The sequence below is a fragment of the Aurantimonas endophytica genome (assembly GCF_014196845.1).
In the GTDB taxonomy this organism is placed as follows: Bacteria; Pseudomonadota; Alphaproteobacteria; order Rhizobiales; family Rhizobiaceae; genus Aurantimonas; species Aurantimonas endophytica.
This window is the reverse complement of the sequence record NZ_JACIEM010000006.1, coordinates 153821-175316: the sequence shown is the minus strand read 5'-3', so window position 1 is coordinate 175316 and position 21496 is coordinate 153821. Positions and strand designations below refer to the sequence as shown.

Here is a 21496-nt window from a genome sequence, read left to right as displayed (position 1 = left end):
TCGACTTTCGGGAGGATTGTCCGTGAGATTCCGCACGCTCTTTGCTTCGACCGCCATTGCCGCGGTCGCCACCGTCGCTTCGCCCGCCCTCGCCCAGGACGGGCCGGTGCGCGCCTGCCTGATCACCAAGACCGACATCAACCCGTTCTTCGTCAAGATGAAGGAAGGCGCCACCGCCAAGGCCGCCGAGCTCGGCGTCGAGCTCTCGACCTATGCCGGCAAGGTGGACGGCGACCACGAGACCCAGGTCCAGGCGGTGGAGAGCTGCATCGCGGCGGGCGCCAAGGGCATCCTGATCACCGCCTCCGACACCAAGGCGATCACCGACGTCACCCAGCAGGCCCGCGACAACGGCCTCCTGGTCATCGCCCTCGACACGCCACTGGAGCCGATCGACGCGGCCGACGCGACCTTTGCGACCGACAATTTCAAGGCCGGCGAGCTGATCGGCCAGTGGGCCAAGGGCACGCTCGGCGAGGAGGCGGCGAACGCCAAGATCGCCATGCTCGACCTGACGCCGTCGGCGCCCTCGGTCGACGTGCTGCGCGACCAGGGCTTCCTGCAGGGCTTCGGCATCGACATCAAGGATCCGAACCGGATCGGCGACGAGGACGATCCGCGCATCGTCGGCCACGACATCACCAACGGCAACGAGGAAGGCGGGCGGACCGCGATGGAGAACCTTCTCCAGCAGGATCCGGACATCAACGTCGTCTACACGATCAACGAACCGGCGGCCGCCGGCGCCTACGAGGCGCTGCGCTCCTTCGGCAAGGAGAACGACGTCCTGATCGTCTCGATCGACGGTGGCTGCCCGGGCGTCAAGAATGTCGAGGAAGGCGTCATCGGCGCGACCTCGCAGCAATACCCGCTCGACATGGCATCCAAGGGCATCGAGGCGATCGCCGCCTTCGCCAAGGACGGCACCGTGCCGCAGCCGAGCGAGGGGCTGGACTTCTTCGACACCGGCGTCAATCTCGTCACCGACAAGCCGGTCGACGGCGTTTCCTCGATCAGCGTCGAGGAAGGCACGTCGCGCTGCTGGGGCTGATTCTGTCGCGACGGGTGGCTCCCGACCGGGGGCCACCCTTTCCTGATGCGCTTGCCGGCGTCCGGACGGAACGCCGGGACCCTTGCCGGAGCGAGACGCCATGAGTGACAGCCGCAAGACGCCCGCCGACTACGAGACGGCACTCGCCGGCAGTGACGGCGCCGTCGCCGCCTTCCAGCACCGCTCGCGCGGGCCGCTCGATACCGTCCAGCACTTCCTGCACGGCTCGCCGACCATGGTGCCGATCATCGTGCTGCTGATCTCGGTGGCGGTGTTCGGCATGGTGTCGAACAATTTCTTCTCCGCCTTCAACCTGTCGCTGATCATGCAGCAGGTGGCGATCGTCGGCATCCTGGCCGCGGCCCAGAGCCTCGTCATCCTCACCGCCGGCATCGATCTGTCGATCGCCGCGGTGATGGTGATGGTGTCGGTGATCATGGGCCGGCTCAGCATCGACTATGGCCTGCCGGTGCCGCTGGCGATCGCCGTCGGCCTGATCGTCGGCTCGCTCACCGGGCTGCTCAACGGCATCCTCATCACCAAGGTCCGGCTGCCGCCTTTCATCACCACGCTCGGTACCTGGAACGTCTTCCTGGCGCTGAACTATTATCTCTCCAATCGCGAGACGATCCGCAGCCAGACGCTCGACGCCGAGGCGCCATTGCTGAAGGTCTTCGGCGAGCGCTTCACCCTCGGCGGCGCGGTGCTCACCTGGGGCGTCGTGCTGATGATCGTGATCTTCGCGGTGCTCTGGTACATGCTGAACCGCACGGCCTGGGGCCGCCACGTCTACGCCATCGGCGACGACAAGGAGGCGGCGGAACTCGCCGGCATCCGCACCGACCGCACGCTCGTCTCGGTCTACGTGCTGGCCGGCTTCATCGCCGCGATCGCCGCCTGGGCCTCGATCGGCCGCGTCGGCTCGGTCAGCCCCACCTCGTTCTTCGAAGCCAACCTGGAATCGATCACCGCCGTGGTGATCGGCGGCATCTCGCTGTTCGGCGGGCGCGGCTCGATCCTCGGCCCGATGATCGGTGCGCTGATTGTCGGCGTGTTCAATTCCGGCCTGCGGCTCGCCGGCGTCGACGTGCTCTGGCAGGTCTTCGCTACCGGCTGGCTGATCATCCTCGCCGTCGCCATCGATCAATGGATCAGGAAGGTGTCCGCATGAGCGTCCAGCCCCCGGTTCTCTCCGCCCGTGGCATCGTCAAGAATTACGGCCGCGTCACCGCCCTCGACCATGCCGATTTCGACCTCTATGCCGGCGAGATCCTGGCGGTGATCGGCGACAACGGCGCCGGCAAATCGTCGCTGATCAAGGCGCTGTCCGGCGCCATCACCATCGACGAGGGCGAGATCCGCCTCAATGGCGACGCTGTGCGCTTCACCTCGCCGATGCAGGCGCGCGACGCCGGCATCGAGACGGTCTACCAGAACCTCGCTTTGTCGCCGGCGCTGTCGATCGCCGACAACATGTTTCTCGGCCGCGAAATCCGCAAGCCGGGTTTCCTCGGCAAATACCTGAAGATGCTCGACCGTCCGGCGATGGAACGAGTGGCCCGCGAGAAGCTCTCCGAGCTCGGGCTGATGACCATCCAGAACATCGGCCAGGCGGTGGAGACGCTGTCCGGCGGCCAGCGCCAGGGCGTCGCTGTCGCCCGGGCCGCCGCCTTCGGGTCGAAGGTGCTGATCCTCGACGAGCCGACCGCGGCGCTCGGCGTCAAGGAATCGCGCAAGGTGCTGGAACTGATCCAGGACGTGCGCTCGCGCGGCATGCCGATCGTGCTGATCTCCCACAACATGCCGCATGTCTTCGAGGTCGCCGACCGCATCCACATCCACCGGCTCGGCCGCCGCCTCTGCGTCATCGACCCGAAATTCTCGACGATGAACGACGCGGTGGCGCTGATGACCGGCGCCAAGCAGCCGGAAGCGGAGATGCTCGCAGCCTGACGCGCCGGCTCTGTCAGCCGACGCCGATGGCCGGCGGGCTTTCGAGGCCGGCGCCGAGCGGTGCGGCGGCAAGGCTTGCCCGTGCCACCCGTGCGCGCGCCTCCTCGCCGGCGAACAGGCAGGCCGCGCGGTGGTCGTCGGAAACCGCGATCAGCGGCGGCACTTCCTCTGCACATACCGGCTCGGCGATCGGGCAGCGGGTGCGGAAGGCACAGCCGGACGGCGGGTCGATCGGCGACGGCGGATCGCCCTTCAGCACCGTGCGCCGGCGCTGGCGGGCGACCGCCGGATCGGGGATCGGCGCGGCCGACAGCAGCGCCTGGGTATAGGGATGCGCCGGGGCCTCGAATACCGCGGCCCGGGTGCCGATCTCGACGACCCGGCCAAGATACAGCACCAGAATCCGGTCCGAGACCAGGCGCACCACCGACAGATCATGGCTGATGAAGATCAGCGTCAGGCCAAGCCGCTCCTTCAGGCTCTTCAAGAGGTTGACGATCTGCGCCTGGATCGAGACGTCGAGCGCCGAGACCGGCTCGTCGCAGACGATCAGCTTCGGCTCGGTGATGATCGCCCGGGCAATCCCGATGCGCTGCGCCTGGCCGCCGGAGAATTCGTGCGGGTATCGGCTCGCCATCTCCGGCGCGAGGCCGACCTCGTCCATCGCCCTGAGCACGCGCTCCCGCCTCGCCTTGCGGTCGAGCGTAGGTTCGGCGACGCGCAAAGGCTCGGCGATGATCTCGGCCACCGTCATGCGCGGATCGAGCGAGGCGATCGGGTCCTGGAAGATGATCGAAAGGTCCCGCCGCGCCCGGCGCATGTCGCCGTCCGAAAGTTCGGTGAGGTTGCGCCCCTGCCAGACGACGCGGCCCGCCGTCGGCTCGATCAGCCGCAGGATCGAGCGGCCGAGGGTGGACTTGCCGCAGCCCGATTCCCCGACGATGCCAAGCGTTTCGCCCCGCCTGAGGTCGAAGGACACGTCGTTGACGGCGGCGAGCCGCGCGGGCTTGGAGAACATCGTCCGGCCGCGCAGCTCGAAAACGGTCGACAGGTTCTGGACCGAAAGCAGCGTCTCAGCCATGGGCGGACTCCGCGGTCAGGGCGCCGGAAGCCGCGTCGACGAAGGGGAACCAGCAGGCCGCGCTGCGGCCGGGCGCGACCTCGCCCAGCGGCGGGCGTTCGCGTCGGCAGCGATCCTCGGCATGGCGGCAGCGCGGATGGAACGGACATCCCGGCGGCGGGCGCATCGCGTCCGGCGGCCTTCCGGGAATCGAATCCACCGCCTCGATCTCGCGATCGACGCGAGGGATCGAGCGCATCAGCGCCGCCGTGTACGGATGCGCCGGGCGGGCGAACAGCGCGTCCACCCCCGCCTCCTCGACGACGCGGCCGGCATACATCACCGCCACACGGGTCGCGATGCCGGCGACGACGCCGAGATCATGTGTGATCAGCACCAGGGCGGTGCCGAACTCGGCGGTCAGGTCGCGGAAGAGGTCGAGGATCTGCGCCTGGATGGTGACGTCGAGCGCGGTGGTCGGCTCGTCCGCGACGATCAGCTTCGGCCGGCAGAGCAGCGCCATGGCGATGACGACGCGCTGGCGCATGCCGCCTGACAACTGGTGCGGATATTGCTCGAAGCGCCGCTCGGCCTCGGGGATGCCGACCTGGCGCAGCATCGCCAGCGCCGCGGACTCCGCGTCGCGGCGCTTCATGCCCTTGTGCACCTGCAGCGTCTCGGACAGCTGGTGACGGATCTTCATCGCCGGGTTGAGCGCCGTCATCGGATCCTGGAAGACCATGGCCATGTCCTGGCCGCGGATGGCGTCGAGACCCTTCTCCGACATCGCCAGAAGATCCCGGCCCTCGATAAGCGCCGCCCCGGTGGCGCGGCCGTTGCGCGACAGCAGGCCGAACACGCCGTTGAAGGTCTGGCTCTTGCCGGAGCCTGACTCGCCGACGACGGCGAGCGTCTCGCCCGCCCCGACCGAAAGATCGAGGCTGCTGACCGCCGCGACCTCGCCGTCCGGGGTCGAGAAGCGGACCGAATAGTCTCGCAGTTCGAGAACAGGCAACGTGGATGCATCCATGGCTCTACCGGTCCTTCGGGTCGAAGGCGTCGCGCAGCCCGTCGCCGACGAAGGCGAAGGCAAGCAGCAGCGCGACGAGGACACCGCCGGGAAACAGCAGCAGCCACGGACTTACCTCGAGAACGTCCGAGCCCTCGGAGATCAACGTGCCGAGCGAGGTCAGCGGCTCCTGCACGCCGAAACCGAGATAGGACAGGAAGCTCTCGGTGATGACGATCTCCGGGATGGTCAGCGTCGCGTAGATCACCACCGGCCCGACCAGGTTGGGCACGATGTGCCGCAGGATGATCGGGAATGTGGCGACGCCCGAGGCGCGCGCGGCCTCGACGAATTCGCGTTCCTTGAGGCTGAGCGTCTGGCCGCGGACGATTCGCGCCATGGTCAGCCATTCCAGGAGGCCGATCGCGGCGAAGAGCAGATAGACGTTGCGGCCGAAGATCACCATCAAGAGGATGACGAACAGGATGTAGGGCAGCGCGTACATCACATCGACGAAGCGCATCATCGCCTGGTCGACACGGCCGCCGACGAAGCCGGAAATGGCGCCGTACAGCACCCCGACGATCACCGAGACGGTGGTGGCGATGATCGCCACGAGCAGCGAGATCCGTGTGCCGTAAAGGGTGCGGGCGAGGAGATCGCGGCCGTTCTGGTCGGTGCCGAAATAATGCCCGCTCTCGATCGACGGCGGCGCGCCGAAGGCCGACCAGTCGGGCGTCTCGTAGTCATAGGGAAGCAGATAGGGGCCGATCAGGGCGGCGAGCACGATCAGGGCGAGCAGGAAAAGCGAGACCACGGCCGCCTTGTTTGCGAAGAGCCGCCGCATGGCGTCGCGGGTCAGCGAGCGCGGCCGGCCCGCCGGCATCTCGGTGTCGGTGGGAACGAACGCCTTTTCCAGCGCCTCGCGCTTGTCGACGAAAAGCGTCATCGCGTCCGCACCTTGGGGTCCAGCCAGGCATAGGCGAGATCGACCAGGAGGTTCAGGACGACGATCAGCACCATGTAGAAGATCACCGTACCGAGCACCATGCCGTAGTCGCGGTTGAGGGCGGCGCCGATGAAATAGCGCCCGATGCCCGGAAGACCGAAGATCTGCTCGACGACGATCGAGCCGGTGAGGAGGTAGCCGGCGGCGGGCCCGAGATAGGAAACGACCGGCGTCAGCGCCGGGCGCAGCGCATGGCGCAGGATGATGCGGCGCCGGCCGATCCCCTTGGCCCGGGCGGTCTTGACGAAATTGGCGTTCAGCGTCTCGATCATCGAGCCGCGCATCAGCCGCGAGATCCGCGCGATGTGCGGCAGGGCGAGCACGATCACCGGTAGGGCCAGGAACCGCAGCGACCCGTCGCCCCAGCCGCCGACCGGGAGCCAGTCGAGCTTGATGCCGAAGACCAGCTGCAGGATCGGCGCGACCAGGAAGTTCGGCACGACCAGCCCAGCCATCACCAAAGCGGCGATGGCATAGTCGGCGGCGCGGTTCTGGTAGAGCGCCCCATAGATGCCGGCAGCGATCCCGCCGAGAACGGCCACCACGAAGGCCGTGCCGCCGAGGATCAGCGTGTAGGGCAGGCCTATGGCGAGCTGGCGCGCCACCGTGAAGTCCTTGGTGACGAAGGACGGGCCGAGATCGAACTGCGCCAGCCGCCCGAGATAGCGCAGGTACTGCATGATCAGCGGATCATCGAGGTGGTAGTAGGCCCGCAGGTTGGCCAGCACCTCGGGCGGCAGCGCGCGTTCCTGATCGAACGGTCCGCCGGGGGCGAGCCGCAGGATGAAGAAGCAGGCGGTGACGGCGATCAGGAGGACCGGGATGGTCGACAGGAGACGTCTGAGGGCGAAGGCCAGCATCGCTCAGCACTCCCCCGACGGGGACACGACGGGAAGGCGGCCCGGCGCCGCCCTCCCGCTCGACAGGCGTGCCACGCTCACTCGGCCTTGGTGAGCCAGCGGGTGCGATGGATGTCGAAGGCATTGTCCTCGTAGCCGGAGATCTTCGGCGAGACGACGCTGCGCGAGGCGTAGAAATAGATCGGGATCGCCGCCGTCTCGGCCATGGCGAGCGTCTCGGCCTGCTTCAGGAGATCGGCGCGCGCCGCCATGTCGGTGCTTGCGGCGGCCTCGGTCAGCAGCCGGTCGAAGTCCGGGTTGGTCCACCGGCCGTAATTCATCTCGACGCCGGATTTCAGGAGATTGAGGAAGTTGTCGGGGTCGTTGTAGTCGGCCAGCCAGCCGGCCCGCGCCACCTGGAAGTCGCCCTGGCGAAGGTCCGCGTAATGCACCTTCACCTCGGTGTTGAGCAGCTCGACATTGACGCCCAGCGGCTTCCACATGGCGGCGATCGCCACCGCGACGCGCTTGTGGTTGTCGTCGGTGTTGTAGCGCAGCGTCACGTTCAGCGGCTCGTCCGGCCCGTAGCCGGCCTCGGCGAGCAGCGCCTTGGCCTGTTCCAGCTTTTCCGGATAAGGCAGCTCGGACCAGTCGACCTTGACGTCCGGCCCGTCGTAATTGGCCATGCCCGGCGGCACCCAGCCATAGGCTGGCAGTTCGCCGGTGCCGAGGATGTCCGGCCCGATCACCTCGCGATAGACGGCCATCGACAGCGCCTGGCGCACCTTGGCATCGTCGAAGGGCGGCTTGCTCGAATTGACGACGTAGTAATAGAGGCCGGCGAAGGGCGCGACATGTGCCTCGCCCGGCAGGTTCTCCTCGAGCCATTCGTACTGGTCAGTCGGGAAGGCGGTGATGATGTCGAACTCGCCGGCGCGGTAGCGGCGGAGCGCGGCGGCATTGTCCTCCAGCGTGAAGAACTTGACGCCGTCGATGGCCAGACTCTCGCTGTCGTACCATTCGGGGTTCTTCTCGGTCAGCACGTGGCTGCCGGGGATCCACTCGATCGGCCGGTAGGGCCCGTTGGTGACGATATTGTCGATCTGGACCCAGTCGCCGCCCTTCTCCTCGATGACATGCTTGGGAACCGGATAGGCGGTGTAATGGGTCAGCGCGCCGAGGAAATATGGCGTCGGCTGCTCGAGCGTGATCTCCAGCGTCCGGTCGTCGATCGCCTTGACGCCGAGCTGCTCGGGATCGGTGATCTCGCCCTTGTTGATCTTCTCGGCATTCCTGATGGCGTATTGCAGATAGGCGTATTCGGACGCGTTGGCCGGGTCGAGGAGCCGGCGGAAGGCGAAGACGAAGTCGTCCGCCGTCACCGGCTCGCCATCGGACCACTTGGCGTCCTCGCGCAGCTTGAAGGTGTAGACGAGCTTGTCGTCGGAGAGCGTATAGCTCTCCGCCTGGCCCGGCACCGGCTCGGCCTTGGCATCTTCGGTCATCAGACCTTCGAAGATGTCTCCCGAGACGCGGTTCTCCCAGTCGCCCGACAGGCGCTGGGGATCCAGCGACGCCACGTCACCGCCATTGTGAAGGTTGAGCTGGACGGCACCGGCGGCGCTGACGCCGAGCACGGTGGAAAGCGCGAGCGCGGCGGCTGCGCGGCGGAAGGCAAAAATCATTCTGGATCCTCGCGATACGGCGGCAGCGCGGCCCACGGCGCTGCACCAGGCCTTATGTGTCACCCGAGGATTTGAAGATGTCCAGAGCCCGGAAGCCTAACAAATTGGCATGACGTAAGGGCGGCGCGAACGCAGGCAGCCGTCGGATCGAGACCGAGGTTGGTAAGACGGCCAGATAATTTCTGTGGGTTTTGCGCAGGCCGCGGCAGCCGCGTCCTGATCTGCCGGGCTTTGTCGGCGTGGCAATGCCCGCGGAGTTACTGCTGCCACCCTGAGGCGAATGCCGATCGATCGGATGTTCTCACCGGTTGACGTCGCGCGAGACCGTTACACCTGAAACGAAGAAGCGAATGACCGGAGCGTCCCATGGCTTACGACCTCTATTACTGGCCGATGATCCCCGGCCGCGGCGAGTATCCGCGCCTCGTGCTCGAGGCGGCCGAGGCCCCCTATCGCGACGTCGCAAGGCTGCCCGCATCGGATGGCGGCGGCATGGCAGCGATGACGGCCTTCATGGAGGGCGAACGCGGCGCCTTCATCCCCTTCGCGCCGCCGTTTCTCGTCGACGACGACATCGTCGTCGCCCAGGCGGCCGAGATCTCGGCCTATGTCGGCGAACGCCACGGCCTCGCCCCGCTGACCGAGCCCGAGCGCCATTTCGCCCGCTCGGTGGCCCTGACCACCGCCGATCTCGTTGCCGAGGCGCACGACGTCCACCATCCGGTCGGGGTCGGGCTCTACTACGAGGACCAGAAGCCGGAAGCAAAACGGCGGGCGGAAGAATTTCGCGACGAGCGGATGCCGAAATTCCTCGGCTGGTACGAGCAGTTGCTGGCCCGCAACCCGAATGGCGACGCCTATCTCGTCGGGGACAGGCTCAGCCACGCCGATCTCGGCCTGTTCCAGACCGTCGAGGGGCTCGCCTACGCTTTCCCCAAGCGGATGCAGACGCTGATGGCCGATTATCCGCGGGTGACGGCGCTGCGTGACCGGGTCGCGGCCCACAAGCCGGTCGCCGCCTATCTGAAGAGCGATCGGCGCATGGCGTTCAACGAGGACGGGATCTTCCGCCACTATCCAGAGCTCGACGCCGCCTGAACCAGCGGCGGATACGCAAACGCCCCGGTCGATGACCGGGGCGTCGCCTGACTGTACGGGCCGAAAGCCTGTCGTTGTTAGTTGGCGAGCTTGGTCGCGAACAGTGCCAGGGCCTTCTGGTAGACGCCCGCGCGGTTCCAGTCGCGCAGGCGGGCGAAGTTCGGCTGGCCTTCCTGGTAGCCAGCACCCGGCTGCCAGCCGTGCTGGCGCAGGAAGTTGGCGGTCGAGTACAGCACGTCCGGCGTCGAGTTGATCAGGTCACGGCGGCCGTTGCCGTCGCCGTCGACGGCAAAGCGCAGATAGTTCTTGGCGAGGAACTGGGTCTGGCCGATTTCGCCGGCCCAGGCGCCGCGCATCTGGCTCGGCTGCATGTCGCCACGCTCGACGATCATGAGCGCAGCCAGCAGTTCCTCGGTGAAGAAGGCCGAGCGGCGGCAGTCATAGGACAGCGTCGCCAGCGACGAGAAGATGTTCATGTTTCCGGAATTGGCGCCGAAGCCGGTTTCCATGCCCCAGATCGCGACCAGCACTTCCTTCTGGACGCCGTAGCGCTGCTCGACGGCGTCGAGCAGGCGGGCGTTCTGCTGGATGATGCGCTTGCCCTTGGCGACGAAGGATGCCGGCGCGCGGCGTTCCATGAACGCTTCCAGCGAGATGTTCATCGAATGCTGGTTGCGGTCGAGGCTGACGACCTTGGACGAGTACTGGGTCGGCATCAGCGCCGACTGGATCGTCCGCTGCGAGATGCCGGCCTGCTGGGCCTCGGCGGCGAACTGCTGCTTCCATTCGTTGAAGCCCGCGGCGCTGTTGCCGCACTGGGCGGCCAATGCCGGGCCGGCGGTCACACCGAGCGCCAAAGCCGCCATTGCGGCGAGCCTTCTCGCGTTCTTCAGTCTGGCCATCATGTCGTCTTCCTCGTCGTTGCGGATCGGGCAACCAGCCTGGTTGCGCTCGAGCGTTGTGAATTACAGGTTCCCTAGCCGATCGGGCTGCCGTTGCGTAGTGCACGGCGGCGACACTGGCAGGTCGGCGACACGGCGCCGTTCGCATGCCGGAAGATCGCGGCAACCGACGCCTGGCCTCCGTTGCGGAGGATCCTGCCGCAGGCCCGGTTTACGCGGGGTTACAGCACGCAGAAGACCCGTGATCCTGTGCTCGTCTCCCATGGAAACGCGCGTTAAACTCGACATGAAACCTTCGTGAGCAGCGACCATACGCCGGCGCGATCACGCTCGCGGGCCGGATGGCCCTCGCCTAATCCGCCGGAGTCCGGCGCAGCCAGTTGAGCGCGCCGGCGGCAAAGCCCTTGAACTTCGGTACCGCGTCGAGGCCCGCGACGAGCAGGCGTTCCGGCGAAACGCGCCGCTTGACGAAGTGGTAGAGCCGCGAGCGGCTCTCGCCGGTGCGCACCAGCAGCATCGTCGGTGCGAGCGCGAAAGCGTCGAGTTCGCCGGCAATCTCGGCCAGCGACGCGCCGCCCTCCGCGACGACGAGATAGAGGCGGCTGGAGCCCGCCGTGCCGCCATCGTGGTCGTCGTCCATGCCTTCCATCCCTTCCGTCGCGATCCTCACCTTGCCAGCTGGAACCGCTCGAAGCGCTGCAGCGCTTCCTCGATCGCCGGCTTGTCAGCCGAGGATCCCTCGCCGACCCAGTTCCATTTCTGGATCAGCACCTTGCCGGCAGCGCGGTCGGTCTTGAGGTCGAGCGCCGCGACGATGCGATCGCCGACCAGCACCGGCAGCGCGAAATAGCCGAGCACGCGTTTCTCCCTCGGCACATAGGCCTCGAAGCGATGGGCGTAGCCGAAGAACTGCGCCAGCCGCTTGCGCTGGATGACCAGCGGGTCGAAGGGCGACAGGATGTGGACGAGGGTCGATCCTGGCTCGGGGACGGTGTCGAGCGTCTCCGGCAGCGCCCAGTGCGGCGCGTCGCCCGCGCCCTCGATCCGCAGTTCCACCAACTGCCGACGTTTCACCCGCGCATCGAGCAGCGGGCGGATTGCCGGCTTCAGGGATGGCTGCAGATGGCAGATCGAGTCGAGGCTCGCCACGCCCTGCGACCGCAGGGCACGATCGATCCGGTAGTCGAGAACCTGGCGGGCGGTCGCGGGGCGCGGCAGCTTCTCCCAGCCGAAATGCCGATCCGTCAGCTCGTAGGTCTTCAGCATGCCGGCGCGCGCCGAGACCACCAGGTCGCCATTGTAGAAGGCGAGCTGCAGGGCCCGCTTGGAGGGCTTGCGGCTGGCCCAGGCATGGTCCTTGTCGACCAATACGTCGTCGTCGATGTCGCGGATGGTGAGCGGGCCGTTTTCGCGGATCAGGTCGAGGACCTTGCGCTTGTCGGCCTTGCTCACCGAGCCGAACCATTTGGCCGGCGCCGCGCGGTGGCGCTTCATCGCGGGCAGGAAGAAGCCGATGTCGCTCGTCGGCACGAAAGCGAGCGCGTGGGTCCAGTATTCGAAGACGGTCTTGTCGACGCTCTGAGCATGGTGGAGATCGGCGCGCTCATAGGCGGGGATCCGCGTCCACAGAATGTGATGATGGCAGCGTTCGACGACATGGATCGTGTCGATCTGGACATAGCCGAGTTGCGCCACTGCCGCCGGCGTTGCGGCGGGGCCCGCGCCGAAGGGCGCTATGCGGTCGAGGCACTGCGCGCCGAGCCAGATGCGCCGGGCCGCGTCCTGGCTGAGCGTTGGCCGAGGGTGCGGCGCTGGCGACATGGCTGGCTCCTCTAGGGGCCGATTCGGTATCGGCATCTCGGCAGCAGACGCGTCGTTCCTAACTCAGCTCGCCCATCGCGTCACCGCGGGAAGCAGTTCGACTTGCCACGCCTGACAGCGCGCAAAAAGGGCCGTCCCGGAGGACGACCCTTGATGAAGCAGTGGACGGGTCGCGGCGACCCGGTTTCCGGCTTACTGGACGACGGTGGTGTCCGCCGTGTCCTGCAGAGCCTCACCCGACTGGGTCACCGGCGAAGTGCTCGGCGAGAAGGTCGCGCCGGAGCCCGGGACGAGGACGTCCGAGGCGGTGTCAGCGGTACCAACCGTTCCGCCCGTCACGCCTTCGGCGACGGCTTCGCGCTCGGCGGCACGGTTCAGCTGGATCTCGGCGTCGTTGCCCGGCACGATCGTGTCGTTGACCGGGCTGTTGACCTTGGGCGCCGTCTCGTTGCCCGGCGTCGCTGCCACGGCTTCACGCTCGGCGGCGCGGTTCAGTTCGATCGTCGCGTCCGAGCCCGGGATCTGCGGGGTCGCTTCCTGCGCCAGCGCCGCGCCGGAGAGCAAAGTGGCCGAAAATACAGCGATAGTGAAAGGACGAACGTTTCTCATTTGTGATCAGTCTTTCTTCTGCAATGTCGATTTAATCTATTTTTTCGAGATGATCGATGTCTGTGCATCGTCGTCGAGGGGCTAACCGCTTGTGGGCGGAATGGTTTCTTCACGGACTGTCAACGAAACGTGTACGATCGCGTGAACGACAGATCGTGGGAACCTGCCGACCTGTGGGTGACTGCTTTCCGCCAGTCGTTACGCCAAGTGCGGCGAGCTGCCGCACCCGGTCAAGACTTTCACCGGCAGGCCAAGATCATTGGCGGGCGGGGGAATGTGCCGACCGAACCGTCGTCACGCGCGCGGGTCCCGCCGAACGGGGCCCGGACAGGGCTCGCAGGGCGTTGAGGATCACCGCCACGTCGATCGCCTCCTGGAACAGCGCGCCGGCAATCGGCGTCAAATAGCCGAAGGCGGCGGCGACCATGCCGAGGCCTGAGAGCGCCAGCCCGACGACGACGCTCTGCATGGCGATGCCGCGAGACCGGCGGGCAATGACGACCGCCTCGGCAACGCGGTCGATGCTGTCGACGAGAAGGACGACGTCGGCCGCCTGCGAGGAGGCGGTGGCGCCGCGGGCGCCCAGGGCGATGCCGACACTGGCGGCGGCAAGCGCCGGCGCATCGTTGATGCCGTCACCCACCATCATCGTCGGGGCGAGGCGATGTTCGGCCCGCACGACATCGACCTTCTGCGCCGGCGTGCAGTCGGCATGGACGAAATCGAGACCGAGGACGGCATCGATGGCATTCGCCGTCGCCGCGTCGTCGCCCGTCACCATGCCGACGCGGACGATGCCGGCGCGGCGCAGCGCCTGCACGGTGGCGGCCGCATCCGGTCGCAGCGCATCGCCCATCACCAGAAGGGCGGCCAGTTCGTCGTCGATGCTCACGAAGATCCGGAGCGTTTCGCTCTCGTTCCCAAGCGCTGCCCATCCGGGCAGGGAGCCGTTCGGCCAGACCATCTGGCGCGAGCCGGCGCGCACCAGCCGACCTTCGACCCTGCCCTCGATGCCGGCGCCCCGGGTCTCGCGGATTTCGGAAGGGAAGCTCAGCGACGCCCCGCGCTGGCGGGCCGCATCCATGACGGCTTCGGCGAGGACGTGGTGCGAACCCTGCTCGAGCGAAGCGGCGAGCGCCAGCGCCTCCACCGGCTCGATGCCCGGCGCCGTCCGGATCGCGACGAGGCGGGCGCCGCCCTCGGTCAGGGTGCCGGTCTTGTCGAACAGCGCCGTGCGCACTTCCGACAGCGCCTCCAGGGCCGCACCGCCCTTCATCAGGATGCCGCGGCGGGCCGCGCGCGAGACGCCGCCGATCAGCGCCACGGGCGCCGCGAGGATCAGCGGGCACGGTGTCGCCACCACCAGCACCGCCAGGCCCCGGATCGGGTCGCCCGACAGCGCCCAGGCCGCCCCGGCAACCGCCAGCGTCAGCGGCAGGAGCAGGATCGCAAAGCGGTCGGCCATGCGAATGAACGGCGCCTTCTCCGTCTGCGCCGCCTCGACCATGCGCACGATGCCGGCGTAAGCGCTCGCCTCGACCCGCGCCGTGGCGCGCAGGTGGAACGTCTCGCCGGCGTTGACGCTGCCGCTGCGCAGCACGTCGCCGCTCTTGTGCCGGACCGCGATCGGCTCGCCGGTAAGGGCGGATTCGTCGAGGCTCGCCTCCTTATCGAGCAGCGCGCCGTCGACCGGCAGAACCTCCCCCGCACGTACCAGCAACCGGTCGTCCACCTCGACCTCGGCGACGGGAACGTCGACATAGCCGTCGTCGGACTGGCGGTGGGCGAGGCGCGGCGTGCGGTCGGTCAGCGCCGTCAGGTCCGCCTCGGCACGCCGCATCGCGAAATCCTCGAGGACGTTGCCGCCGGCAAACATGATCGCCACGACCAGCGCCGCGAGCGGCTCGCCGAGCGCCAGCGCCGCGCTCATCGAGACGAGGGCGATCGCGTCGACGCCGACCCGTCGCTGCCAGAGCTTCAGGGCGATCGACCCGGCCAGCACCGCGACGACCGGGCCGGTCGCCACGGCCCATACCACCGCCGCCGTGTCACCTGCGCCGCGCCACCACAAGACGCCGCCAAGGACAAGGCCGGCAAGGGCGACGGCCAGCATGGCGCCGTGCAGAAGCCGGGTGGTCATCGCCTTGCTGCCATGGCCGGTCCAGTCCTGCTCACCGAGGACGCGTCCCGGCTATCACCGTCGCCCGGTCGCAATGGGCCAGCAGGCTTTCGGAAAGTGCGACGTGCGCCAGCCGATCGTGCCAATTCTCCTGCGGATGGGCAGCGGGTTTCGGCGCACAAGGCGGAATCGGGCAAGAGCCGGCGCTATCGGCGGGGCGTTCGGACGGCGTCAGAAATGGCATGCGAAGCCTCCCAGATGCGCGACCCTTCCGGACATTGCCCGCCCGGGGCAATGCCGGCCTTGATCTGGCGCAACCAGCCCGCCGCGTCGAGGCGCTTGACCGGCATCAAGGCGCCGCCTGCCAGCGAGGGCAGTATGACGGTCTCCCGCCGCCGGAGCCAGCCCATGCCCCGTCGCATCCTGATCATCCTCGCGCATCCAGACCCCGAGCCCGGCCGCTTCTGCCGCGCCCTCGCCGACGCCTATCGCGAGGGCGCCGAAAGCGCCGGGCACAGCGTCCGCCAGATCGATCTCGCCACCCTGGAAATTCCGATCCTGCGCAGCCAGGAGGACTTTCTCCATGGCAACCTGCCGGCGAGCCTTGAAGAGGCCAGCGCGGCGCTCGTCGAGGCCGAGCACATCGTCCTGATCTTCCCGCTCTGGCTCGGCACCATGCCGGCGCTGCTCAAGGCCTTCCTCGAACAGACGATACGGCCCGGCCTCGCCTTCCTGTACGGCGCGGGGCCCGCGGGCACGCCGAAGCCGGCGCTTGCCGGCCGCTCGGCCCGGATCGTCGTCACCATGGGCATGCCGGCGCTGGCCTACCGGCTCTGGTTCCGCAGCCACGGCATCGCCTGCCTCAGGCGAAACATCCTCAACTTCGTCGGCATCAAGCCGGTGCGCGAGACGCTTTTTGGCCAGGTGGAGTCCATCGGCAAGGATCGGCGCGACCGCTGGCTCGCGGCGATGCGCAAGCTCGGCACGAGCGGCATCTGACGGTCTCGGCGCGGCCCATCCGCCGTTTCGTCCGCCAGACGCGGAAACGGGCAGCCAGGGCTGCCCGTCCTGTCGCACTTACCGTGAGGGCCGACCGTCAGTGGCTGATCATCCAGGGCCGCTTCGACGGGAAGCCCTTGGCGGCGTTCGCGGCCGGCGGCGAGAAGCCCTTCGGCTTCGGCCCGCAGCAGCCGCAGCCGGCGCCGTGGCCGCCGGAAGCGCGCTTGGGCTCGTGGGCGCTGCGCTCGTTGGTCGCGCTGGCGCTACGCCGCCCGGCATCCATCATCGACAGGCGCGGCGCGGTGAGGATCACCCGCCGCGCCGCCTCCCCGCATTCCGGACAGGGCGACGCCTCGGCGGCCTCCGCCATCGGGCGGAGGCGCGTGAAGGTGCCGCAATCATCGCAGGCATAGTCGTAGAACGGCATCTCAGAGATCCGGCGCCAGCGGCATGTCGACCGAGCCATCGAGATATTTCGTCGGCCCGTCTATGCCCGGCATCAGGTCGAACTCGAAGATGTCGGTGGGCAGCCACAGCGTCGCGCAGGCATTGGGCACGTCGACGACGCCGGAGATATGGCCCTGCACCGGCGCCGTGCCGAGGATCGAATAGGCCTGGGCGCCGGAATAGCCGAACTTCTTCAGGTACTCGATAGCGTTGAGGCAGGCCTGCCGGTAGGCGATGTGGACGTCGAGATAATGCTGCTTGCCGCCCTCGTCGACCGAGATCCCCTCGAAGATCAGGAAGTCATCGTATTTCGGCGCCATCGGCGAGGGCCGGAAGATCGGGTTCTTGATGCCATATTTGGCCATGCCGTCCTTGATCAGCGACACCTTGATGTGCAGCCAGCCGGCCATCTCGATGGCGCCGCAGAAGGTGATCTCGCCGTCGCCCTGGCTGAAATGCAGGTCGCCCATCGAGAGCCCCGCCCCGTCGACATAGACCGGGAAATAGACCTTCGAGCCGCGCGACAGATCCTTGATGTCGCAATTGCCGCCATGTTCGCGCGGCGGAACGGTGCGGGCGCCCTCGGCCGCCGCCTTGTCGCGCGCTTCGCCCTTCAGCTTGCCCATGTGGGCGCTCGGTCCGCCGTCGGGCAGCGTCGCCAGCGTCGGCACGCGGGTCGGGTCGGTGTCGAACAGCGCCTTCTCGCGGGTGTTCCAGGTATCGAGCATCTTCTGGTCGGGCAGGCAGCCGATGAGGCCCGGATGGATCAGGCCGGCATAGCGCACGCCGGGGATGTGGCGCGACTTGGTGAACATGCCCTCGAAGTCCCAGATCGACTTCTGCGCCAGCGGGTAGTGCTCGGTCAGGAAGCCGCCGCCGTTCTGCTTGGAGAAGAAGCCGTTGAAGCCCCAGAGGCTGTGGTCGAAGGCTCCGATGTCGAGGATGTCGACGACCAGCAGGTCGCCCGCCTCGGCGCCCTTGACGCCGATCGGGCCGGACAGGAAATGCACCTGGGAAAGGTCGACGTCGCGCACGTCCGCGGCGTCGTCGTCGTTCTTGATCTGGCCGCCGGTCCAGTCGAAGGTCTCGATCTTGAAGTCGTCGCCCGGCTCCACCCAGCAGGCCATCGGGATGTCCGGGTGCCAGCGATTGTGGATCATCTCGTTGTCGTACGGCGATGTCTCGAGATCGACCTTGATGAGCGTGTCGGTCATGTGCTGTCCCCCTGTTATCCTGGATGGTGCGTGTGGCTGGTGCGGGTCCCGTCAGACCGACAGGAATCGCGCGATCTTCGCCTCGTTGACGGAGGCGACCGGCTCGTCGTGAACGATGGCGCCGTTCTCGAGCACGAGGACGCGGTCGGCGATGTCGAGGGCGAAGGAGAGGACCTGCTCCGACACGACGATCGACAGGCCCCGCTCGTCGCGGATCTTCTTCAGCGTCCGGCCGATCTCGCGGATGATCGAGGGCTGGATGCCCTCGGTCGGCTCGTCGAGCAGCAGCACCTTCGGCCGCGAGGCCAGCGCCCTTGCGATGGCGAGCTGCTGCTGCTGGCCGCCGGAGAGATTGCCGCCGCGGCGCTTGCGCATCTCGAGGAGCACCGGGAACAATTCGTAGATGTCGCCCGGCACCTCGCGCTCGCCGGTCACCGTCAGACCGGTCTCGATGTTCTCGCGCACCGTCATGGTGGAGAAGATCATCCGCCCCTGCGGCACGTAGGCGACGCCGCCCTTCACCCGCTCGTGGCTCTTGGCTTTTGTGATGTCGCTGCCGTCGACGGTGATCGTCCCGCCGGTCGCCGGCACGATGCCCATCAGCGACTTCATGAGCGTCGTCTTGCCCATGCCGTTGCGGCCCATGATGGCGATGATCTCGTTCTTCGCGACGTCGAAGTTCAGCCCGTGCAGGACCTCGCTCGATCCGTAGGCGGCATGGAGGTTGGCGACGTTCAACATGATCGGTCCCTCAATGCCCGAGATAGACTTCGACGACCTTCGGGTCGGCCTGGACGTGCGCCATGGTGCCCTCGGAGATCACCCGGCCCTGGTGCAGCACCGTGACCCGGTGGGCGATGTCCTCGACGAACTTCATGTCGTGCTCGATGACGATCACCGAGCGGCCGACGATGATCCGGTGCAGGAGTTCGGCGGTCTTGACGCGTTCGGAGACGCTCATGCCGGCCACCGGCTCGTCGAGCATCAGCAGTTCGGGGTCCTGGATCAGCAGCATGCCGATCTCCAGCCACTGCTTCTGGCCGTGGCTGAGGAACTCGGCCCGCTCCTCCAGATGGTCGGCGAGGAAGATCATCTCGGCAACCTCCTCGACCCGGGAGGTCACCACGCCGTCGCGCTTGAAGGTCAGCGCGCCGAAGACCGAGCGGCCCTTGGGATAGGAGATTTCCAGGTTCTCGAAGACCGTCAGATCGTCGTAGATCGACGGGTTCTGGAACTTGCGCCCGACGCCGGCATGGACGATCTGGTGCTCCTTCATCGCGGTCAGTTCCTTGCCCCGGAACCGGATCGAGCCGGAGGTGGCGCGGGTCTTGCCGCAGATCAGGTCGAGCGCCGTGGTCTTGCCGGCGCCGTTGGGGCCGATGATCACCCGGATCTCGTTCTCGTCGACATAGAAGGAGAGGTCGTCCACGGCCTTGAACCCGTCGAAGGAGACGGTGAGGGCTTCGACGGACAGGAGAAAGTCGTTGTCGGTGGTCATGGCACCGTCTCCTATTCGGCCGCGGCGGCGGAGGGGGTAGCGGCACCCGGGGCGGCCATGTCGCCGGCCTTGGACGCGGCGGCGGAGCGGGCGAAGACGCGCTTCAGGCGCGGCGCGACATGCGCCGAGTAGACACCGGCAAGACCGTTCGGGAAGGCGAGCACCACGGCGATGAACAGCGCGCCCATGGCGAACAGCCACAGTTCCGGAAAGCTTTCGGAAAACGAGGTCTTCGCCCAGTTGACCAGCAGCGTGCCGTAGACCGCGCCGATCAGCGACAGCCGGCCGCCGACCGCGCAATAGATGACCATCTCGATGGACGGGACGATGCCGACGAAGGTCGGTGACATGAACCCGACCTGCAAAGTGAACATCGCGCCGCCGACCCCCGCCAGCGCCGCGGCGAAGCAGAACACGAAGATCTTGAAGCCGGCGACGCCGTAGCCGGAGAAGCGGACGCGATCCTCCTTGTCGCGCATCGCGACGAGGATGCGGCCGAGCTTGGAGCGCCGCACGATCATCGCCAGCACGATCGCGCCGAGCAACAGGAAGGCGTTGACGAAGTAGAGGACGAACTTCGCCTGGTCGGAGCGGATGTCGAAGCCGAGCAGCGTACGCAGGTCGGTGATGCCGTTGACGCCCCCCGTATAGCCCTGCTGGCCGATGATCAGGATGGTCAGGATCGCCGCGATGGCCTGGGTGATGATGGCGAAATAGACGCCGCCGACCCGCCTTGTGAACATCGCGAAGCCGATGACGAAGGCGAGCGCGACGGGCACCAGCACGACGGCGACCAGCGTGAAGCCGAAGGAATGGAACGGCTCCCAGAACCACGGCAGCTCGGTGATCTGGTTCCAGTCCATGAAGTCGGGAATGCCCGGCGTCGACTGGATGGCGGTGGCCTCGGGGGTGGAGGATTCCAGCTTGAGGAACATCGCCATGCAGTAGCCGCCGAGGCCGAAGAAGATGCCCTGGCCGAGGCTGAGGATGCCGGCGCTGCCCCAGCAGAGCACCAGGCCCACGGCGACGAAGGCGTAGGTCAGGTACTTGCCATAGAGGTTGAGGCGAAAGACGTCGGTAACCGCCGGCAGGAGCACCAGAAGCACGGCGGCAAGGATGACGAAGCCGACGATCTCGGTCTGGCGGCCGCCGGCGGCGAGGCTTTTCATCGGGTTCATCGACGCACCTTGAGGACGAAGAGGCCCTGCGGCCTCAGCATGATGATCGCGACGACGGTCAGAAGCGTCAGCACCTTGGCCATCGAGCCGGAGAGGAAGAATTCGAGCGTCGACTGGGCCTGCGAGATGGTGAAGGCCGAGGCGACCGTGCCGAGCAGGCTGGCGGCGCCGCCGAACACCACGACGAGGAAGGTGTCGACGATGTAGAGCTGGCCGGCGCTCGGGCCGGTCGAGCCGATCATGGTGAAGGCGCTGCCGGCGATTCCGGCGATGCCGCAGCCGAGGCCGAAGGTGACGCAGTCCACCCGCTCGGTGTCGATGCCGACGGCGCCGGCCATGGTGCGGTTCTGGACGACGGCCCGGACCTGCGCGCCCCAGCGCGAGCGGAACATGATGAGATAGACCATGAAGGTGATCAGCAGCGTGATCGCCATGACGATCAGGCCGTTGATCGGCACCTCCACCATGTCGGTGACGGGGAGCGAGCCCATCATCCAGTCCGGCAGCGTCACGCCGACCTCGCGCGGGCCGAAGATCGTGCGGAAGGATTGCTGCATGATCAGCGACAGGCCCCAGGTGGCGAGCAGCGTGTCGAGCGGGCGCTTGTAGAGATACCGGATCAGGTAGCGCTCGACGCCCATGCCGAGGGCGCCGCTGGCGACGAAGGCGAGGGCCATGGCGATGAAGAACGAGATCCCCATCAGCGCCGGCGCGAAGGCCTGGAAGAAGTTCGAGCAGAGATAGGTGACGTAGGCGCCGAGGATCATGAACTCCCCGTGCGCCATGTTGATCACGCCCATCTGGCCGAAGATGATGGCGAGCCCGAGCGCCATCAGCAGAAGCACCGAGAAGAGCACCAGCCCGGCAAAGCCTTGCATGGCAAAGATCGAGCCGAGTTCGCTCCAGCTGTAGTCGGCGAACATCCGTATCTCCGGGAGTTCGAGAAAAGGGCGTGATCAGGAGAAGGCGAAGGGCGCCCCGGCCCCGCGACGGGACCGGGGAACG

21 protein-coding genes are annotated in these 21496 nt (G+C 67.3%); 5 read left to right on the top strand and 16 right to left on the bottom strand.

Translation table 11 applies throughout. The features are described from left to right. Positions 1-22: 22 nt before the first annotated feature. The 3 genes from GGR03_RS21235 to GGR03_RS21225 all read left to right on the top strand — a co-directional run bounded on the left by GGR03_RS21235 (position 23) and on the right by GGR03_RS21225 (position 3004). Positions 23-1051: a substrate-binding domain-containing protein gene (locus GGR03_RS21235; RefSeq protein WP_183210795.1), complete on the top strand. Its 1029-nt coding sequence runs from the start codon at positions 23-25 to the stop codon at positions 1049-1051. Between the two features lie 100 nt (positions 1052-1151). Beyond that, positions 1152-2222, top strand: a complete 1071-nt coding sequence (locus tag GGR03_RS21230) for an ABC transporter permease (protein ID WP_183210794.1) — start codon at positions 1152-1154, stop codon at positions 2220-2222. After that, entirely contained in the window at positions 2198-3004 is an 807-nt protein-coding gene (locus tag GGR03_RS21225) for an ATP-binding cassette domain-containing protein (RefSeq protein WP_183210793.1), read from the top strand. Before GGR03_RS21230 ends, GGR03_RS21225 begins: the two co-directional genes overlap by 25 nt. Positions 3005-3017: 13 nt before the next feature. Here GGR03_RS21225 and GGR03_RS21220 read toward each other — a convergent pair whose 3' ends face one another. From GGR03_RS21220 to GGR03_RS21200, 5 genes are all read right to left on the bottom strand, one after another. After that, complete coding sequence (locus GGR03_RS21220) at positions 3018-4085, bottom strand: ABC transporter ATP-binding protein (protein WP_183210792.1); 1068 nt, start codon at positions 4083-4085, stop codon at positions 3018-3020. After that, positions 4078-5094 (bottom strand): ABC transporter ATP-binding protein, encoded by a 1017-nt coding sequence (locus GGR03_RS21215; protein WP_183210791.1) that lies wholly within the window; start codon positions 5092-5094, stop codon positions 4078-4080. The genes GGR03_RS21220 and GGR03_RS21215 overlap by 8 nt, the downstream gene beginning before the upstream one ends. Positions 5095-5098: 4 nt before the next feature. After that, entirely contained in the window at positions 5099-6022 is a 924-nt protein-coding gene (locus GGR03_RS21210; RefSeq protein ID WP_183210790.1) for an ABC transporter permease, read from the bottom strand. Then, positions 6019-6942, bottom strand: a complete 924-nt coding sequence (locus tag GGR03_RS21205; RefSeq protein WP_183210789.1) for an ABC transporter permease subunit — start codon at positions 6940-6942, stop codon at positions 6019-6021. Before GGR03_RS21205 ends, GGR03_RS21210 begins: the two co-directional genes overlap by 4 nt. A 77-nt stretch (positions 6943-7019) precedes the next feature. Beyond that, positions 7020-8606 (bottom strand): peptide ABC transporter substrate-binding protein, encoded by a 1587-nt coding sequence (locus GGR03_RS21200; protein ID WP_183210788.1) that lies wholly within the window; start codon positions 8604-8606, stop codon positions 7020-7022. A gap of 366 nt (positions 8607-8972) precedes the next feature. Here GGR03_RS21200 and GGR03_RS21195 point away from each other — a divergent pair, with 366 nt between their 5' ends. Next, positions 8973-9704, top strand: coding sequence for a glutathione S-transferase (locus GGR03_RS21195; RefSeq protein WP_183210787.1), 732 nt, complete (start codon positions 8973-8975; stop codon positions 9702-9704). 77 nt (positions 9705-9781) lie between these two features. Here the strand turns inward: GGR03_RS21195 and GGR03_RS21190 are convergent, their stop codons facing one another. The 5 genes from GGR03_RS21190 to GGR03_RS21170 form a co-directional block, all read right to left on the bottom strand. Then, entirely contained in the window at positions 9782-10606 is an 825-nt protein-coding gene (locus GGR03_RS21190) for a lytic murein transglycosylase (protein ID WP_418885001.1), read from the bottom strand. Between the two features lie 352 nt (positions 10607-10958). Next, entirely contained in the window at positions 10959-11246 is a 288-nt protein-coding gene (locus GGR03_RS21185; protein ID WP_183210785.1) for a hypothetical protein, read from the bottom strand. Positions 11247-11272: 26 nt separating this feature from the next. Beyond that, complete coding sequence (locus tag GGR03_RS21180) at positions 11273-12427, bottom strand: winged helix-turn-helix domain-containing protein (RefSeq protein ID WP_183210784.1); 1155 nt, start codon at positions 12425-12427, stop codon at positions 11273-11275. A 192-nt stretch (positions 12428-12619) separates the two neighbouring features. Continuing rightward, complete coding sequence (locus GGR03_RS21175) at positions 12620-13036, bottom strand: hypothetical protein (protein WP_183210783.1); 417 nt, start codon at positions 13034-13036, stop codon at positions 12620-12622. 256 nt (positions 13037-13292) lie between these two features. Continuing rightward, the gene (locus tag GGR03_RS21170) at positions 13293-15176 is read right to left on the bottom strand and encodes a heavy metal translocating P-type ATPase (protein ID WP_183210782.1); all 1884 of its coding nucleotides are present in this window, start codon (positions 15174-15176) and stop codon (positions 13293-13295) included. 387 nt (positions 15177-15563) lie between these two features. Here GGR03_RS21170 and GGR03_RS21165 point away from each other — a divergent pair, with 387 nt between their 5' ends. After that, positions 15564-16154, top strand: coding sequence for an NAD(P)H-dependent oxidoreductase (locus tag GGR03_RS21165; RefSeq protein ID WP_183210781.1), 591 nt, complete (start codon positions 15564-15566; stop codon positions 16152-16154). 97 nt (positions 16155-16251) lie between these two features. Here the strand turns inward: GGR03_RS21165 and GGR03_RS21160 are convergent, their stop codons facing one another. From GGR03_RS21160 to urtB, 6 genes are read right to left on the bottom strand one after another with little or no spacing between them, the layout of a single operon-like run. Beyond that, the gene (locus tag GGR03_RS21160) at positions 16252-16581 is read right to left on the bottom strand and encodes an FmdB family zinc ribbon protein (RefSeq protein WP_183210780.1); all 330 of its coding nucleotides are present in this window, start codon (positions 16579-16581) and stop codon (positions 16252-16254) included. 1 nt (position 16582) lies between these two features. Continuing rightward, positions 16583-17815, bottom strand: coding sequence for a formamidase (gene fmdA, locus GGR03_RS21155; RefSeq protein WP_183210779.1), 1233 nt, complete (start codon positions 17813-17815; stop codon positions 16583-16585). Positions 17816-17866: 51 nt separating this feature from the next. Next, positions 17867-18556, bottom strand: a complete 690-nt coding sequence (urtE, locus tag GGR03_RS21150) for an urea ABC transporter ATP-binding subunit UrtE (protein ID WP_183210778.1) — start codon at positions 18554-18556, stop codon at positions 17867-17869. Positions 18557-18566: 10 nt separating this feature from the next. Beyond that, a complete protein-coding gene (gene urtD, locus GGR03_RS21145) occupies positions 18567-19313 on the bottom strand; it encodes an urea ABC transporter ATP-binding protein UrtD (protein ID WP_163042320.1) in 747 nt (248 codons plus the stop codon). A gap of 11 nt (positions 19314-19324) precedes the next feature. Further along, positions 19325-20482, bottom strand: coding sequence for an urea ABC transporter permease subunit UrtC (gene urtC / locus GGR03_RS21140; protein ID WP_183211056.1), 1158 nt, complete (start codon positions 20480-20482; stop codon positions 19325-19327). Between the two features lie 5 nt (positions 20483-20487). Beyond that, the gene (gene urtB / locus GGR03_RS21135) at positions 20488-21414 is read right to left on the bottom strand and encodes an urea ABC transporter permease subunit UrtB (protein WP_183210777.1); all 927 of its coding nucleotides are present in this window, start codon (positions 21412-21414) and stop codon (positions 20488-20490) included. Between the last annotated feature and the right edge of the window lie 82 nt (positions 21415-21496).